Below are 15,764 nucleotides of genomic sequence, written 5' to 3' on the forward strand. Positions count from 1 at the left end.
AGCTGATAATAAAAAAGGTTTGGTCTTTAACCAAACCTCTATAATTGCTGTGCTTAACAACGTACAAAATTAATTTAAAACGACTGTCTTGACATAGCATCTTCCTTCAGTATGTATCAATTTATTGCTATAAATGGTAAATTCATCATTTTGTCAGATTTAACTTCTCAGCAATAAATTTTATGTCCAGAAAACTAATAAAAAGTAAAAAGAGGCTTGAGTCATCACTCAGCCCCTAGGCATACCAGGTGTTTACCATATGCTTTTAATTTATGCCTAATTTGAGAATAATTCATCTGTCAAAAAGATGTGTACAAAATTTAAAAAATCTGGTATGCAATTCTAGAATACTAATTCTGTATTCAGCATTATAGAGATTTTCAATTTAAAAAATCCCCAATTTGTAGTGGTATAACAAGGCTTAAATGAGGCAAAAATTTTTAGCCTGGGTTAACGCAAAGAACTCAAAACCTTTATCTATGTTAGGTTTACTTGCGTCAACCCAACCTATGTCTAATTCTAAGTCTCATGTACAAATTTAATCAAATTAAAAGAAGACCCTGGAAGATAATCCAGGGTACACACACGTTTTTCAGGCATTAACAAGCTAAATTCTACCTATTTAGGAAATTTATATCCCCCATCTATGGAAAGATGCTGATTCAGTTTTTGCTTGATAATTAGCAGATTATTTTAAATTAATTAAAGTATTTAAACAAAATATTATTTTCTAATTAAAGTTGTAAATATTAAAATAAAAAATTGTTTTTTAAGTTTTTACAAAATAGGCTTGGTTGTTATCCAAGCCTATACAAACCAAGAGTTTACCATATGCCACGTAATATATTTTAAATACTACTTTAGTCCATCTATCAATAGGTGTGTAAACATAGCCTAAAATCTAGTGAGCAAGTTTTAAAATATACATTTAATAGAAATGAAATAAATATTGTCACCTGATAACCCAAAATTTTGTATACCTATAGAAAAGGTTTAGCTAGTGCTAAACCTCCATAGAAAGCAGTTATTCGACACACCAGAATTAATTTAAAACTACTCTTGTTATAGGTCATCTTCCTAAAGGATGTGTTTAAATATCCCTTTTTTTGATATCTAAGGGAAGTAACGTCCAAAATTGACTCTGCACTTTTTGAAGGGGTCAAAATTTATGGAAAATATATCTCATTGCGATCGCAATAATAGGAGACATATCCTACAGCTTGAGATGAGATTAAACGGAGAGGGGGGGATTCGAACCCCCGTTGAGTTTCCCCAAAACGCATTTCGAGTGCGTCACCATCAACCACTCGGACACCTCTCCAGATATTAACTCACGGGTTTGAGTGTTTAAAAGTTCAATCCTAGTGAGTTTAGGAAACTACTGAGACTCAGTTTCCTCTTGTCATCATAGCATCCCTTCACCCCCGCAACACTGCCAACGCTGCGGCCACTTCCTGTCCCTTCTCCTCAATAAAATCCAACAAGTCCTCTGGGGTGTGGGTATCTTCCTCAACCTTGACGTTAGGGTTAACCGCCTTGAGGTCATAAGTTTTTGGCTTCAATTCCTACATGGGTAACAGTTCTAAAAATTCTTTAAAGTGTTTACGGCTTAGTGGGGTGCGTTTTCCTATCTTGATATCAAACAAGTCATAATACCAAATTTTCTCTGTCACCTGGCCACGAGTAAAGAACAGAATATTGGCTTTTACACCCCCACCAGCAGCTACGAATGTACCAGCAAGTAAGCTCACAATACACCACAGTTTACAGTCATTTAATAGCTTGCATTTAGTTTGAAGGAAGGCTGTTTCATTGGTGCGGAACAGTAGTAGAAACAATGTTAGATATAGGATTTACTGAATTCTTAGCCATGAATAAACAAGATGTGCAAAGTCTTGATTGGCATTTCTGAAATCAAGATAAATTAAGAACTGCACTTAAGAACTGCACTAAAGTATCTTTATAAAAATGTTGCCTTAGACTTTTTTATCATTTAATAATCTGAGTAAAAATAAGCCAGTAATGCTACCATAAATCAACCCAGTAGATAAACTAATTGATAAACCCGCCACAGGTATAAGTACAAATAAAGCTCCCAAACCGCCCCCCGTTAATTCTACGACAATTGAAGTGCAAAGAAAATATACGAATACACCTACTGTCCCACTAGATAAAAAGCCTAAAAGATTAGCAAATAACCAGCTATAAATTTTTTTCATTTCCCATCTCATAACCAATCCTTGAGCAAAGCTTAGGGAAATTATGGTGATAAATACACCTGATATTAAAACAACAGCCGGGTTAGAGATGTAACGACCTAATAAGCTTGTTATTCCCCCACCTATAAACATACCGAAAGTTGTTGCTAAAATCCATTTAACCAGAATATGATTATTGATTGCGAAGATTCTTTGATTGAAAAGTTTTGGTAAAAATAAACCTTGGGCAAATCCCAAAAAGAATCCGCAAGTAGCACCTGATATAGGCAAGTATTCTAGTGTATATGTATAGGTGGAAAAGAAAGCAGTAATAATACCACTACTTAAGCCAATAGTATTTCCTATTACCCAAAACCAGATTTTTTTGTCTTTTAAAGGATTTTTATACATGGTTAGCTATGCAATTTGATGGGTGTTATGTATTCATCCAGGGTAATAGTCTGACAACTTAGTAATGATACGAACTTAAGAGGGTGCATTCACTTTTGGAAAAAACATAATTATCTAGTGCCAGAAACTCCACTATATGGGGTTTCTAAAAAAAATGATCTGCCAAAATTGGATGCTCCCACAATTTTTTATTCTTAATTAGAGAATAGGAGCTAGTGAAAGATATCTCTTTTAGAGTAATACGTTTATATTGCGCTGTACTATTCGTTTGCGATCAGCTTCGCTGGTGCTGAAAGCAATCGCCCTGTACCAGTTGCGTAAGTCCTGCTTATAATGCCCACTTTTATGTTCTTCAACAAGCAAAACTCTAGAGGTATTTCTTTGATTCTTGAAGTATGATGAGTTTTTGCTTTTAAGTCAGAACTAAGTTATCCCGGTGAATGACAGTTTCCGCACCGACATAACCTAAGATTGCGGGAATGTCTCTAGAGTGACACCCACGAATCTTTTCCAGGTCGGTGCTATTGTAGTTAACTAGTCCCCTGGCAATCTCTTGACCGTTGACATCGCATAATTGCACTGCATCTTGGCTGTCAAATTCGCCTTCAATGGTTTTAATCCCAGCTGCTAATAAAGATTTACCTGCTTCGACGATAGCGGCGATCGCGCCTGTATCTAAATATAATTTCCCCGCAGGTACAAGACCATATGCAATCCAGCGTTTACGCGCAGAGGTTGGTTCTGGTTGGGGTTGAAAATGTGTACCAATGGCTTCCCCTTGTAAAATCTTCTCGATATTATGCGGGAATCTTCCTTGTGTAATCACGGTACGCACTCCCGCCGCGATCGCAATTCTCGCTGCTGAGATTTTTGTCACCATACCACCAGTACCCCATTGTGAACCTTGAGAGCCTGTTTGCACTTGTAATTCTGCCAATTCTTTCATGCTCGTCACTAGAGAGATTGGTTGCGCGTCGGGTACAGAACGGGGATCAGCAGAGTACAGTTTATCGACATCGGTGAGCAAAAATAACCAATCTGCTTCTACAAGGCTGGCTACCAAAGCCGAAAGGGTATCATTATCGCCAAATTTCAGTTCATCGATGGCTACGGTATCATTTTCGTTAACGACAGGAATTACCCCCAATCCCAGCAGTTCACCAAAAGTATTGTAGACATTGAGATAGCGGCTGCGCTGGACTAAATCGCTACGAGTCAACAAGACTTGAGCAATTGGCTGTTGCAAGGTGGTAAATAAATCATCATACACCCGCATTAATCGCCCTTGACCAACGGCGGCTACGGCTTGTTTCAGTGCGATCGCTTTAGGACGTTCGGTTAAACCCAAACGCGCACAACCCACTCCCACAGCCCCAGAAGACACTAAAATAACTCGATGACCCTGCTGTCTTAAATAAGTCAGAGTTTCTGCTAAAGTGGCGATCGTCGAAAGTGCCAGTTGTCCAGTCTGTGGTTGAGTTAGGCTAGATGTGCCGATTTTGACGACAATTGTTTTGGTCATTAGTCAATCCCCTTTAGGGAATTAAAAATTAAAAATTAAAAATTAAAAATTAAAAATGACAATCCCCATAAATAAATTTAAGAAATTGAAACAAAGACTTTTCCTGCTTTGTGCTGAAGCATCGCGGCACAATTGTTTCTAAGTTATCCATAAATGAATTTAGAGGCTTGTATCCTTTTCTCCTTCGGGCAAAAAAGCCCTGAGTTCTGGACTAATTAATTAACCAATAAATTGCAAAACGCCAGTCCTTCTATAAGTGAAGGCTGACGCTTTACTAGTTTATATTTAATTTGTTATGGGCTAGGGTCTTTTTTGGCTGACCCCATGTTACTAATACTTATAATCTTCGATTTTTTGCTGCTTACCATTTTTCTTAATTATTTTTTTAGATTTAGATTCTTTAAGTATTGATTAATCTTTGTGAATTTTTGTGTCCTGGGAGATGATCGAAGCTCCGAGGATTTCTGAGAACCAAACTTCAAAGTTACGAATAGGATGGGAGCGCAGAGCAGCATCAGGATGGATAATGGGTTCTACCAAAATGGTAAACATACCTAAACGATTCCCTGCTAAGACATCGGTAAATAAGCGATCGCCTACCATCCCTACTTGATGCACAGGTAAATCCATCGCTTGGAGTGCAGAACGAATTTTTCTGCGGGAAGGCTTGGCTGCTCCTAGGTAGTATGGCAAGTTCAGAGAGCGAGCAATGCTACCAATCCGGGCTTCGCTCAAGTTATTGCTCACTAAGCAAAGCGATGTACAGATACGCATTTGCTCTACCCAGTCCTTAAGTTCTGGGGAAGCTGCTCCGACTCTAATCGGTACTAAAGTTTCATCGACATCCAACACTAGCCCTTTCAGCCCATAATGTTGAATAATCTCTGGTGTGAGGTTCAACACAGAACCATCCAAAATCAAATTAGGCTGTAAGAACTTGTTCCAAGTCATAGTCAATAGTAATTAATCATTAGCATTAGTCATTAGTCATTAGTCATTAGTCAACAGTTATCGGACTGCTTCCCCTGTCACCTGTACCCTGTCACCCGTCACCTTTCCCCTGTCACCTTTCCCCTGATATTGATTTTCACAGTAACTTAATTGCAGGTTGAATCAACCTAAGTCATGATAACTGCTTGACTCTGTGACTAGAATTTTTCGGTTGTATTGAAAATTCTTAATTAAAAATTTAAAAATGCCAGATTTTAATTTTTAATTGGAAACTTTTCATTTTATTCCACTTCATTAAAAAGTTGCTCTTCTAAAAGCGGTTGCACTTCGCGGAACTCTTCTGGAGACAGTAATACAGGTTCGCCAGTTTTTGCTATTCTGGCAAAAAACAGCAGTGGATCAAGCGGCGTATAAATTGCGTACTCCTGCTCATCATGATAGAAGGTGGTAAGTAATTGCAATTGCTCTGGTTCTAAATCTGCCTCATCCTCTTCGATTTCTAGAGTAAAAAGTTCTGAATCTTCTACCGGTGGTAATTCGCCAGCAACTGTCAAAGCGTAAGCAGTGTTTTTTAGCAACAAGTTTTGCTCCGCTAAGACAGCTTGAGCTGTGCTAAAAATTTCGTCAATTATGGCATCATCTTCTACCAGAACAGCTTCTTCTTCTTCGTCATCACCTTCCCAAGCAAAAATTTCTATGGGTGAATCTACAGGAAGCAACAGAACATATTCCTGTCCATCTGCTGAAAGCGAATGTTCTATGTAACATTCAAGGGTTCGCCCCTTATCATCAGTCAAAGTGATGGAACCTGTGGGAGCTTGATCGTTATTTTCAGAAAATGGAGAAGAAAACATAGCTAATGGATGAAACTTGATAAGTACCAACAGTTGTGAAAATCGCTTTGCTGTTTTATGACTAATAATGTCAAGCAAATAGCTTTAGATTTAAATACAACTGCTGTGTAACAGCTTTCAGAATATCATGTTCAAAGGTATCAATACTCTATAGCTATCTCTGAACCGTGGGTAATAGCTCGTTTGCTATCTAGCCACTGCTGCAAAATTAGAGATGCAGCTTTGCGATCGATTAAAGCTTTATTCCGTGAAGGTGAGCGATTTTCAGCTATGAGTAGTTGTTCGGCTTGAAAAGAAGTTAGTCGCTCATCGACGTACTCTATAGGCAGTTGTAGAGCTTTCGCCAGTCTATTCGCAAATTTTTGGACATGGCGAGCCTGAAAACCTATAGAGCCATCCATTGAATAGGGTAAACCTACAACCAGCACCTGTACTTCGCGTTCATGAACTAAATTACGGATTTGCACCACATCTTGCTCAAAGGATTTACGCTCCAGAGTTGTTATCCCTGTAGCGATTAATCCCGTGCGATCGCATCCCGCAATGCCAATCCGCTTGCTACCTACATCTAATCCCAGTGCTGATATATACTTTGTGGTCATTAGTTATCAGTTATTAGTGAACAGTAAACAGTTCACTGATTTAACTCCCTTGTCTACCTTGTCTACCTTGTCTACCCAGTCCCCAGCTTTGCAATGAGTGGATTTTAGATTATTCAATCCAAAATCTAAAATCTGTCTTGAAAAGTTTCCTACGGCGGGAAACCCGCCTACAGAACTTTCCGCAAAATCTAAAATTCATAGTCCCCAGAAGTGACTAATTCTCCTGTTTGCCATCCGTTGATTCATGGTGGCAAGACGGATCAATATTACAGTTTTTGCAGCCAAAATTGACTGATTCTGACGGGTTTTTGATGGGGATTTCTGAAGCTTGCTGCTGTCTGGCTTCTGCCCAAGACATCCCTCCAGGTATGGGTTTGCGGGCTGGTTGTAAGCCTTGGAGTACGTCAGTCCACTGAATGCCTTCTAAGGAAACCAATTTTGATTCCCGTAGTTTGTGCCACACAGAGCGCGACATAACTAATGTATGTTCTATGCGTTTCGCTCCAATGCGCTCTAAATACTCTTCTCTTTCTGGCTGATAGTCAGAAGACGCTAGTTTTAACCCTTGTTGGGGAAAATCTTGGGCAATGCGAGCCAACTGAGCCAGTAGCTCTGGATATAGCCAAGTATAGGCAGGATGAACGGTGAGGGTAGCGACGTGGGGGGTTTCGCCTTTGCGATCAAGCTGCACCTGAAAATAGCCGATGGCTGCTTTACGTTGGGGTTCAAACACGTAGCCACTGACTACTTCGGTTTTTGTTACCCATTGCTTAATAGCATCAGACAATGCAGCGAACAAAGTGGTTTTAAAGTCGCGGTTATTGCGATCGAATACTTGACGCACTAAAGGCGGCATTGATGCTGTATCTAATTGATATAGTAACTGGGCATCAGCATTACTTACAGGTAGAAGGTTAGGCAAGTCTGGTTCGGCTTGCGCTAGTTCTGTGAGCAGTTCCGGCTCTATTTCCCAGTAAGTCATTTCCGCTAGACGCTGAAATCCATTTTGGCGATAAAGTGCTAGCGATTCTAGATCATTGACATTCACTTCCAATAACCAAGTCCGAGCTTCCAAAATCGACTCGAAGCAATGGCGTAAGAGTTGCGAACCAATTCCTTGCTTATCAGCACCTCGATCCAACACCACCCGATCAACGCGCCAAGTGCTGCGTGTCCGATTGAACGGTGATACTTGAATCATCCCTAAGAGCATCCGTCCCTGTTCGGCTACATAGGCACAGAAACGATATTTTAGCGGGTTGGGAAACCAACTCAAAAATCGAAGTAACCCATACCAGCGATGCAACAATTCCATTTGCTGCTTCACAACGCTGATACCCTTGGGAGACAAGGCGGCGAATGACTCTTGAGATATGCGCTCAATTCCATCCAGATCCCGGTATTGGACTGGCCGGATGACAACGCTGAGGTTTTGGGGAAGTAAGGAATTCATTTTAATTTGGGCTGCCATGTAGCCTTAACTAACTGGGAACAGAGGAACTGCTGCAATTATCTTAACGGCTTTCCGTTCTTTACTATTGCTCCAAAAGGGTGATTTTCGTCACTAAAATACTTAAAAAATAGAAGAAGCAGACCTGTTGAGTAGACTTTTGGTGTTCACCCAACATAATCTGCTTTTATTTTATTTGCTTTTTTTGTTAATTATATTTTTTCTTAACTACGCATCCCCAGGAGTGAAGTATTAACCCTGACTACACAAGGCTTTTATGTGCTTTTTCAGTGCTATCTAGTATAAGCCCTGACGAGAAACCAGCTTTTCAACGGTGGCTTGGGTTTGATGTAACAATTGTTCTCTACTATCTTCCTGTGTTGGCTTGAGGGTTGGAAGCAGATTGCGCGCTTGTAGAGTCATATGCAACTGTAGATGGGCAACGTATTCACTGATATCTTCGTTTGTTAAAACCGCGCCCTTGGATAAATTTGATTCCATTGCCACTGTGTTCTCCTTATCTCTAGTGCTGTGTCTTCACATCATAAAAACTTATCATGTTGTTTTGCTGGGCTTCTTAATTTGCAACGAAGTTTAACGGTTGTTTGCAAAAGAGGGACTGGGGATCAGGGGCTAGTACCGCTACGCGGAAGTCAAAAGTCAAAAATCAAAAGTCAAAATGAAGACAGCTTAAGGGTTTTGTTGATTTGGAATAGGTAGTTTATTTACGCCGTGCTGTATTTAGTAAAAAATTTTTATCTGATCAGGGTATATTTTCTGGAAGTGGCTTTATTAACTTTGTAGTGTCTTAGTAGTTCTACTCGGTACGCAGTTCTTTTCTCTATAGCCAATACTTTGGAGAAAACCCTGATTTGGCAATGATTGCGAGCATTTTGTTGCTAGGCTAAACATTGCAAACATGACTAGAGTAAACTCTGAGATTTAGTGAAGTTTCCGCTAAGAATACTAAGTTTTTTTACTTGGGAAACTAATTCACACTCAGTTAAGTCACGGAATATACGAAGATTGACAGACCAAACTCTGGTCGAAAATTTTCAATCAAGTCTGTAAAAATACCCAAAGGAAGTGGAGTTATGAATAATCAGAATTTCAAGCAAACACCTATCAAGTTTGCACAAGTTGCTTTGGCTACAACTACTGTATTAATGACGGCTGCTATTAGTCCTGCCTTGGCTAACAAAGTTGAGATTTTAGGTGCAAATTACGGTGGTAATGGTTGCCCTGGAGGATCTGCTAGTGTGAGCGTTAGCCCTGACGGACAAGAGCTAAGTATTCTCTTTGATAAATTTATCGCCCAAGGGAATAACGCCACAGAAAGGCGCAAAAGCTGTAATATGAGCATTCCGATTAAAGTACCCCAAGGCTTTCAAATTTCCTTCTATGATGCTGATTATCGGGGTTATGTTGCTCCTAGGACTACTGGTAATTTGAGAGCAGAATACTTTTTTGCTGGTCAGCGTGGCCCTGTTTTCTCCAGAGCATTTAAAGGGGAAACTGACTATAACGTCCGAGATAAACTAGCAACTATAGCTAACGTCTGGTCACGCTGTGGTGACAGTGTAAATATGCGGGTGAATGCTGCGATGACCGCTAGTGGTCAAGGTATGGCGACTGTTGATTCCTTTGATCTTACACATCGTGGTTTGGTATATCACATCAAATATCGCAAGTGTTAGTAGTTGACCCTCTTCATTACTAATTCGTAATGAAGAGGGTAAAAACTGTTACTTGACTTTAAAGCCTGGCTGTTTTAAAGGAGAGCCAAGAAATAAGGGTTGAGCAATTAGTAACCAAAGTCAGCAAGGCAGATTTTTGAGGTGTGGTCAAACCTGTTACTGCATAGATAGATGTTTATCTGTTCGTAAATTTGTTCGACTGTGAACGTATTGATACGCTGTTCTGTGTCTATATCCTAAATTGTAATAGCAGCATAGCCATCACCAGCTGCCAGCATATTACCTTCTGCGTTGAAGGCGGTGTACAAGACCCCAGTATTGTGTCCTTCTAGCGTAGCTATACAATTACCACTATCTATGTACCAGAGTTTAATAGTGTTGTTACTGCTGGTACTAGCCAAGATACTACCATCAGGGCTAAAAGCGATCGCCCACAATATATCTTCATGGTCTTTTGAGGGTTAAGCCATCTGCAACGGTGGCGAGTCAATTAACTGGGGATTGAACTGCGATCGCATGGATAGAATTAGTGTGTCCTTACAATGTCTGAAGACATTAGAGAGTAGTAATATCCCAAAAACAAATTGTGCTTTGATTCAGCCAAGAAATTCATTTCTTGGCTATTAAAGTTGCAGATGTTAATGTGGAAATGTTTAATATTGCTTGAGTTCTATACTTTGTGCAAAGTAAAAAAGGAAACTCATTGTGCTTAAACAATTTAAACAAATCCAGGCAGTTTTTGCTGCCAAAAAATTAGGGAAATTCGGTGATTTTGCTATTCTTAAGTCTGATTTATTCGGGGCTAAAGTTGCTCCTGGAGTAGCTGAAAAGTTGCAATCAGTAGAGGGATATTATCCTCCAATTGATTTGGATAAATTAAGGCAATATCCTCTAGGCACATTCGGACGCGAATATGCCGATTATATGCAGATTAATCATCTTAAACCACTGAATGTTAGTCCAGAATTAGCGGATGTTGCTCAACGCAATGTCTTTGCTTTACGTTATGCTGTCACCCACGATATTTTTCACGTTTTACTCGGCTTTGATACTACCTACGCTGGGGAAATTGGCGTATTGGCATTTGCTGCGGAACAAAACTATAGTAAATCACTCAAAATCAGCTTACGGTTAGCTCAATTTATCTATCCTATACTTGCTCCCCAACAAAGCAAGATGATTTACGCTAACCTAAACAAAGGTCAAAAACTGGGGAAAATAGCAGATTTTTTGTTGGGTTATCACTTTGAAGAACATTGGCAAGAACCAATTGAGGAATTAAGAAAGAGTCTAAAATTAGTATAATTAATGACGAATATTTCCGAAAATACAGTCTAAAACCTGAAAAGAGGAGCATTACCTATGATTACTATTAAAGAGAATAACAATAATCAAACTATCCCTAAATTACCAGCTAAACCAAGTGTACCTAGATGGTTGCAAACTTTTAGAGGCATTACTAACCCAGTATATTATCTCAAGAAAACACAACAAGAATATGGAGATATATTCATATCAGAGTTTAATAATTTTCCTCCACAAGTAATTATTAGTAATCCTCAAGCAATTCAAGAACTATTTACTGCTGACGCTCAATTATTTGATGCGGGGAAAGGTAATTATCTGATTCAACCGTTAGTAGGGGCTAACTCGCTAATTTTGCTAGATGGCGATCGCCACTTACAACAGCGTAAACTGTTAATGCCCCCCTTCCACGGTGAACGGATGCGGGCTTATGGTCAATTAATCTGTGAAATCACCAAGCAAGTCACTAGTAAATGGACTGTGGGACAGCCATTTATCGCCCGTCCCAGTATGCAGGATATTTCTCTGCAAGTAATTTTACGGTCTGTGTTTGGGCTGGAGGAAGGCGAACGTTACCAACAAATCAAGCAAGTCTTAACTGAGATGTTGGATACTTTTAACCAACCGTTGAGTGCTGTTTTCTTATTTTTCAAATCTTTGCAACGGGATTTAGGGGCTTGGACTCCTTGGGGGCGGTTTCTGCGCCGCCGCCAGCTACTTGATGAGTTGATTTACCAGGAAATTAATGAACGTCGTAACCAAGTTGATGCTGAAAGTGAAGATATTCTGAGCTTGTTATTGTCGGCGCGGGATGAAAATGGTCAACCCATGACCGATGTTGAGTTACGAGACGAGTTAATGACTATGCTATTTGCTGGTCATGAAACTACTGCGATCGCTTTATCTTGGGCGTTATATTGGGTTAATTACTTGCCAGAAGTGCGGGAAAAATTGCTGCAAGAACTCAACTCAATTGATATAGCTAATGCAGACCCCGCAATAATTACTCAACTACCTTATTTAAATGCTGTTTGTTCAGAAACTCTGCGAATTTATCCAGTAGCTTTCTTTGCATTTCCACGCATTCTCAAAGCACCAATGAAATTCCAGGGCTATGATTTACCGAAAGGAATGATGATTTCTCCTTGTGTTTATTTGACTCATCATCGTCCAGATATATATCCTGAACCTGAGCAGTTTAAACCAGAACGTTTTCTAGAGAGCCAGTTTTCTCCCTATGAGTTTGTACCTTTTGGTGGTGGAAATCGTCGCTGTTTAGGTATGGCATTTGCTTTGTTTGAAATGAAGTTAGTTTTAGCAACGATTTTCTCAAATTACTCTCTGGAATTGCTAGATAAAGTTCCTCTCAAACCTGTGCGGCGTGGTGTAGTTTTTGCGCCTAATGGGGGCGTGAATTTGATGGTTAAGGAGAAAAGGTAAAAATTTTTAACCACAGAGACACTAAGACACGGAGGGAAAAAGGGTTTTGTTTCTGGTGTATGCACTGAATGAGGGTTAATTATACTCATATTCACCTAAGCTCATTTATCTGTATCATATGTTCAGATAAAAGGGGAGCTATTCAAGATGTCCGTTACCAATTCATCACCCCAACTGAAACGGGAGTTAGGGGTTTTTGGGGCGACACTGATGGGGTTAGGTTCGATTGTCGGGACGGGTGTCTTTGTCAGCATTGGCATTGCGTCCGGTATTGCAGGGACGGCGGTCATTTTGGCGGTAGCTATTGGGGCAATTGTGGCTACTTGCAATGGACTCAATAGCGCGCAACTGGCAGCTAATCACCCAGTCAGTGGCGGTAGTTATGAATATGGTTACAAGTATCTCACTCCTGCTTTTGGGTTCACCGCAGGTTGGATGTTTTTAGTAGCCAAGACGGCTTCGGCGGCAACGGCTGCTTTGGGTTTTGCCGGTTACTTGCTGAATCTCTTGGGTGGGAGTTCTGATTGGGTGATTCCTATAGCTGTCTTGGCTGTAGTAATTATGACTTTAGTAGTTTTGAGTGGGATTAAACGCTCTAATCTGACTAATATAGTTATTGTCTCGGTAACGCTGTTATCTTTGGCGTTCTTTATTTTGGCTTGTCTACCCCGCGCAGTAGAACAGGGAGTTAATAATTTAACACCGTTTTTTAGTAGTTCTCCGGGGGCAGTGCTTCATGCCAGTGCGTTGATGTTTGTGGCTTATACTGGCTATGGACGGATTGCAACTATGGGGGAAGAAGCCCGTTCTCCTAGGGAAACGATTCCTAAAGCGATGATTGTTTGTTTGTTCGTCACGATGTTGCTGTATATGACAGTGGCGACAGTGGGAATTGGGGCTGTGGGTGTGGAGACTTTGGCGAATGCTACAGGACAGACTAAAGCCGCGCCGTTGGAAGTTGTCGCCCGTACTGTCGGGGGTACTGGTGCGGCTGTAGTTTTAGCTATCGGTGCAATAACAGCCATGTTAGGCGTGTTGTTAAACTTAATTTTGGGCTTATCCCGCGTATTACTGGCAATGGGTAGACGTGCAGATGCGCCCAGATTTTTAGCACGTTTGAATCGAGAACAAACAGCCCCTTATTTGGCTGTGATAGTTGTGGGAATTGCGATCGCTCTTTTAGTATTATTAGGCAATGTCAAAACAACATGGTCATTTAGTGCCTTTAGTGTCTTAATTTACTACGCCATCACCAATTTTGCGGCTTTAAGACTCCCCGTTTCAGAACGCCTTTATCCTGTGTGGATAGGTTGGATAGGGCTTTTATCTTGTTTATTCCTAGCCTTCTGGGTAGACTCTGCGATTTGGCAAGTCGGTTTAGGTTTGATTGTAGCAGGATTAATTTGGCATCAGATCAGGCAATCGCTATTCCAACAAAATTAAAGTTTTATAGCGTTTCTCGGTTGAGTGAGGCACAATCACTCCACCCTCCCCACCAGCGACCTACCGTGTACACACAAGTTTTAGCTGCAAGGGTTTCAAGTTCTATAGACCCTTTAAATTGTCATTACGAGCGGAGCGAAGTAATCGTATAATCCCTTAGTTTTTGCGATTGTTTCGTCGTTCCTCCTCGCAATGACAGCGTTCCAGCACAATTCAACAGATCAGGGCTAAACGATGAAACCCGTCATTGGACCATTGGTGACAAGTTAAGGCTGTAAATCTTTTGTCAAGAGGCTTTGAGAGAATTGTTGAAAAAGAACTGGTCAGACCCTCGTTGAAGATCAGGAAAAGGAGCGACAATTAACTTAATGTTTAGTTTTCGCTTCTGTTTGATAATGCCTAAATCTCGATTTTGAGGGTCAGCAAAATATTTAATAGGGTCTGTTGCCTTACCTTTTTGATGAGCCATAGTAAAATGATAAAGACCACGATAAATCATTTCTAATGAGATCGCATCAAAGGGCAGAGAAAGTTCATCCGCTACGGCATCACCTAAATCTACTAAAACAGCATAAAATAACCAATTTGCCCAAATCTGCAACTTAATTCCATTAATTGAACCTGTCCATAAATAACTTAAACCCAAGAGTCTTTTTACCGTATTAAAAGCGCAATTCAATTCGCCAACGCCGCCGATATAAATCGGCTACCACATAAGGAGGTAAAACATTCGGGTCTAAGACGCTGGTTAAATAGGAATGTCATGTTTTTTCTGACCGCACTTCAATCAAACGTAAAGTGATAAATGGAGTCTTTTTTGTGCCAGAACCAAGACGTATCTTCCTGTCCCTTAGTCCATAGCTTTCTGTAAATATCTGTTCTACCTTGATTGCTGCTCCTTTTTTTATTCTGGTAATAAAGTCAACTTTATTCTCGATTAGTTGATGCCAAAAGTTAAAGTGATAAAACCCTCTATCCAATAATAGTAAGGTATTTTCTGTAACTATATTCAGGATATTTTCTTCAAGCTTTGTATCAGAGGCTTTAGGATTTTCTTCAAACTAAATTTCTACAGGTAATCTGGTCATTAAATCAATGACTGTACTCATCTTTCCTGCTAATTGTCCTCTTCTTTTTTCTTCTAAACTTTTTAATTTCTTAAATAATGCCTCCAATGTTGAGCCGTCTACTATCCAAATCTTTTCAAATTTTGATAAAGTAAATTGAATACTTCTGGCAAAGGACGTTTATTTCTACTATCCCAAGCTGTTCTTAAACTAGGTAATAAATCTTTAAATACTTTTTCAAATAACTCCGATGGAAATGTCAAAAACCGTTGTGATACCGCTTGTTGACTTACTTGAGTCGGATTACACCACAAAAAACCGTCTCTGGCTAACATTCTTGTGAGTTCCCTGACTCCGGCTACGTCTCGCCACAGTAAGGTTAACACCGCAGCCATCATCAACGGTAAATTCAATATCCGCTCTCTGAGTCCTAGTTTTCGGTAGTAATTTTCTTGATTTGTAATCGCTGGTGTCAGTAATCTTGACAATTGCTCGGCTATTACTTCATCTTCCACCATTGGTCGCTGTTTCTTTTTTGCGTGGTCTCTGTTGGTTTTTTTACTCGTGATCATGACTGGACTCAATCGCTCAACTACTTGTCTAGAATGAGTTTCCCACTATTTTTGACCTCTGCAAATACTACCCTTGACCATTTCCCCTTTTCCTTAACTTGTCACCAATGGAGTCAGTATGGTTTATGAAGATACCAAAAAATAAATTATCAATAGAGAGAAACTGAATATTTTTGATTTAGAGACTTCCAACTAAAAAAATATCCCTTCGTTGTGACGGCAGGGGGCAGGGGGCAGGGAGCAGGGGCAAGA

General features: G+C 40.0%; 14 protein-coding genes, 1 tRNA gene and 1 pseudogene. 4 read left to right on the top strand and 12 right to left on the bottom strand.

Translation table 11 applies throughout. From position 1 onward, the window contains the following. Positions 1-1,236: 1,236 nt before the first annotated feature. The 10 genes from VB693_RS13855 to VB693_RS13900 form a co-directional block, all read right to left on the bottom strand. Positions 1,237-1,321 (bottom strand) — tRNA-Ser (locus VB693_RS13855). 97 nt (positions 1,322-1,418) lie between these two features. Then, positions 1,419-1,562 carry a hypothetical protein gene (locus tag VB693_RS13860; protein ID WP_323266776.1) on the bottom strand — a complete coding sequence of 48 codons (144 nt, stop codon included), beginning with the start codon at positions 1,560-1,562 and terminating at the stop codon, positions 1,419-1,421. Between the two features lie 3 nt (positions 1,563-1,565). Continuing rightward, the gene (locus VB693_RS13865) at positions 1,566-1,838 is read right to left on the bottom strand and encodes an N-6 DNA methylase (RefSeq protein ID WP_323266777.1); all 273 of its coding nucleotides are present in this window, start codon (positions 1,836-1,838) and stop codon (positions 1,566-1,568) included. Between the two features lie 138 nt (positions 1,839-1,976). Continuing rightward, positions 1,977-2,609: a hypothetical protein gene (locus tag VB693_RS13870; protein ID WP_323266778.1), complete on the bottom strand. Its 633-nt coding sequence runs from the start codon at positions 2,607-2,609 to the stop codon at positions 1,977-1,979. 412 nt (positions 2,610-3,021) lie between these two features. Further along, positions 3,022-4,131 (bottom strand): glutamate 5-kinase, encoded by a 1,110-nt coding sequence (gene proB, locus VB693_RS13875; protein ID WP_323266779.1) that lies wholly within the window; start codon positions 4,129-4,131, stop codon positions 3,022-3,024. Between the two features lie 411 nt (positions 4,132-4,542). Beyond that, entirely contained in the window at positions 4,543-5,082 is a 540-nt protein-coding gene (locus VB693_RS13880; RefSeq protein ID WP_190695889.1) for a YqeG family HAD IIIA-type phosphatase, read from the bottom strand. Positions 5,083-5,363: 281 nt separating this feature from the next. Then, positions 5,364-5,936, bottom strand: coding sequence for a DUF3727 domain-containing protein (locus tag VB693_RS13885; RefSeq protein WP_190696621.1), 573 nt, complete (start codon positions 5,934-5,936; stop codon positions 5,364-5,366). Positions 5,937-6,076: 140 nt separating this feature from the next. Continuing rightward, positions 6,077-6,538, bottom strand: a complete 462-nt coding sequence (gene ruvX / locus VB693_RS13890) for a Holliday junction resolvase RuvX (RefSeq protein WP_323266780.1) — start codon at positions 6,536-6,538, stop codon at positions 6,077-6,079. 214 nt (positions 6,539-6,752) lie between these two features. Continuing rightward, entirely contained in the window at positions 6,753-8,009 is a 1,257-nt protein-coding gene (locus VB693_RS13895; RefSeq protein WP_323266781.1) for a GNAT family N-acetyltransferase, read from the bottom strand. Between the two features lie 276 nt (positions 8,010-8,285). After that, positions 8,286-8,489, bottom strand: coding sequence for a hypothetical protein (locus VB693_RS13900; RefSeq protein ID WP_190696624.1), 204 nt, complete (start codon positions 8,487-8,489; stop codon positions 8,286-8,288). 593 nt (positions 8,490-9,082) lie between these two features. On the opposite strand from VB693_RS13900, the gene VB693_RS13905 reads away from it, so the two are divergent. Further along, positions 9,083-9,685 (top strand): DUF4360 domain-containing protein, encoded by a 603-nt coding sequence (locus VB693_RS13905; RefSeq protein ID WP_323266782.1) that lies wholly within the window; start codon positions 9,083-9,085, stop codon positions 9,683-9,685. Between the two features lie 236 nt (positions 9,686-9,921). Here VB693_RS13905 and VB693_RS13910 read toward each other — a convergent pair whose 3' ends face one another. Beyond that, positions 9,922-10,122, bottom strand: a complete 201-nt coding sequence (locus tag VB693_RS13910) for a hypothetical protein (protein WP_323266783.1) — start codon at positions 10,120-10,122, stop codon at positions 9,922-9,924. 268 nt (positions 10,123-10,390) lie between these two features. Between VB693_RS13910 and VB693_RS13915 the strand changes: the two genes are divergently transcribed. The 3 genes from VB693_RS13915 to VB693_RS13925 all read left to right on the top strand — a co-directional run bounded on the left by VB693_RS13915 (position 10,391) and on the right by VB693_RS13925 (position 13,873). Next, positions 10,391-10,990 (top strand): Coq4 family protein, encoded by a 600-nt coding sequence (locus VB693_RS13915; protein ID WP_323266784.1) that lies wholly within the window; start codon positions 10,391-10,393, stop codon positions 10,988-10,990. A 57-nt stretch (positions 10,991-11,047) separates the two neighbouring features. Continuing rightward, entirely contained in the window at positions 11,048-12,430 is a 1,383-nt protein-coding gene (locus VB693_RS13920; protein ID WP_323266785.1) for a cytochrome P450, read from the top strand. Between the two features lie 147 nt (positions 12,431-12,577). Further along, positions 12,578-13,873 (top strand): APC family permease, encoded by a 1,296-nt coding sequence (locus tag VB693_RS13925; RefSeq protein ID WP_323266786.1) that lies wholly within the window; start codon positions 12,578-12,580, stop codon positions 13,871-13,873. A gap of 286 nt (positions 13,874-14,159) precedes the next feature. Here the strand turns inward: VB693_RS13925 and VB693_RS13930 are convergent. Next, positions 14,160-15,458, bottom strand: a pseudogene (locus VB693_RS13930) (IS4 family transposase). Between the last annotated feature and the right edge of the window lie 306 nt (positions 15,459-15,764).

The sequence above is a fragment of the Anabaena sp. UHCC 0399 genome (assembly GCF_034931465.1).
Taxonomy (GTDB): domain Bacteria; phylum Cyanobacteriota; class Cyanobacteriia; order Cyanobacteriales; family Nostocaceae; genus Trichormus; species Trichormus minutissimus.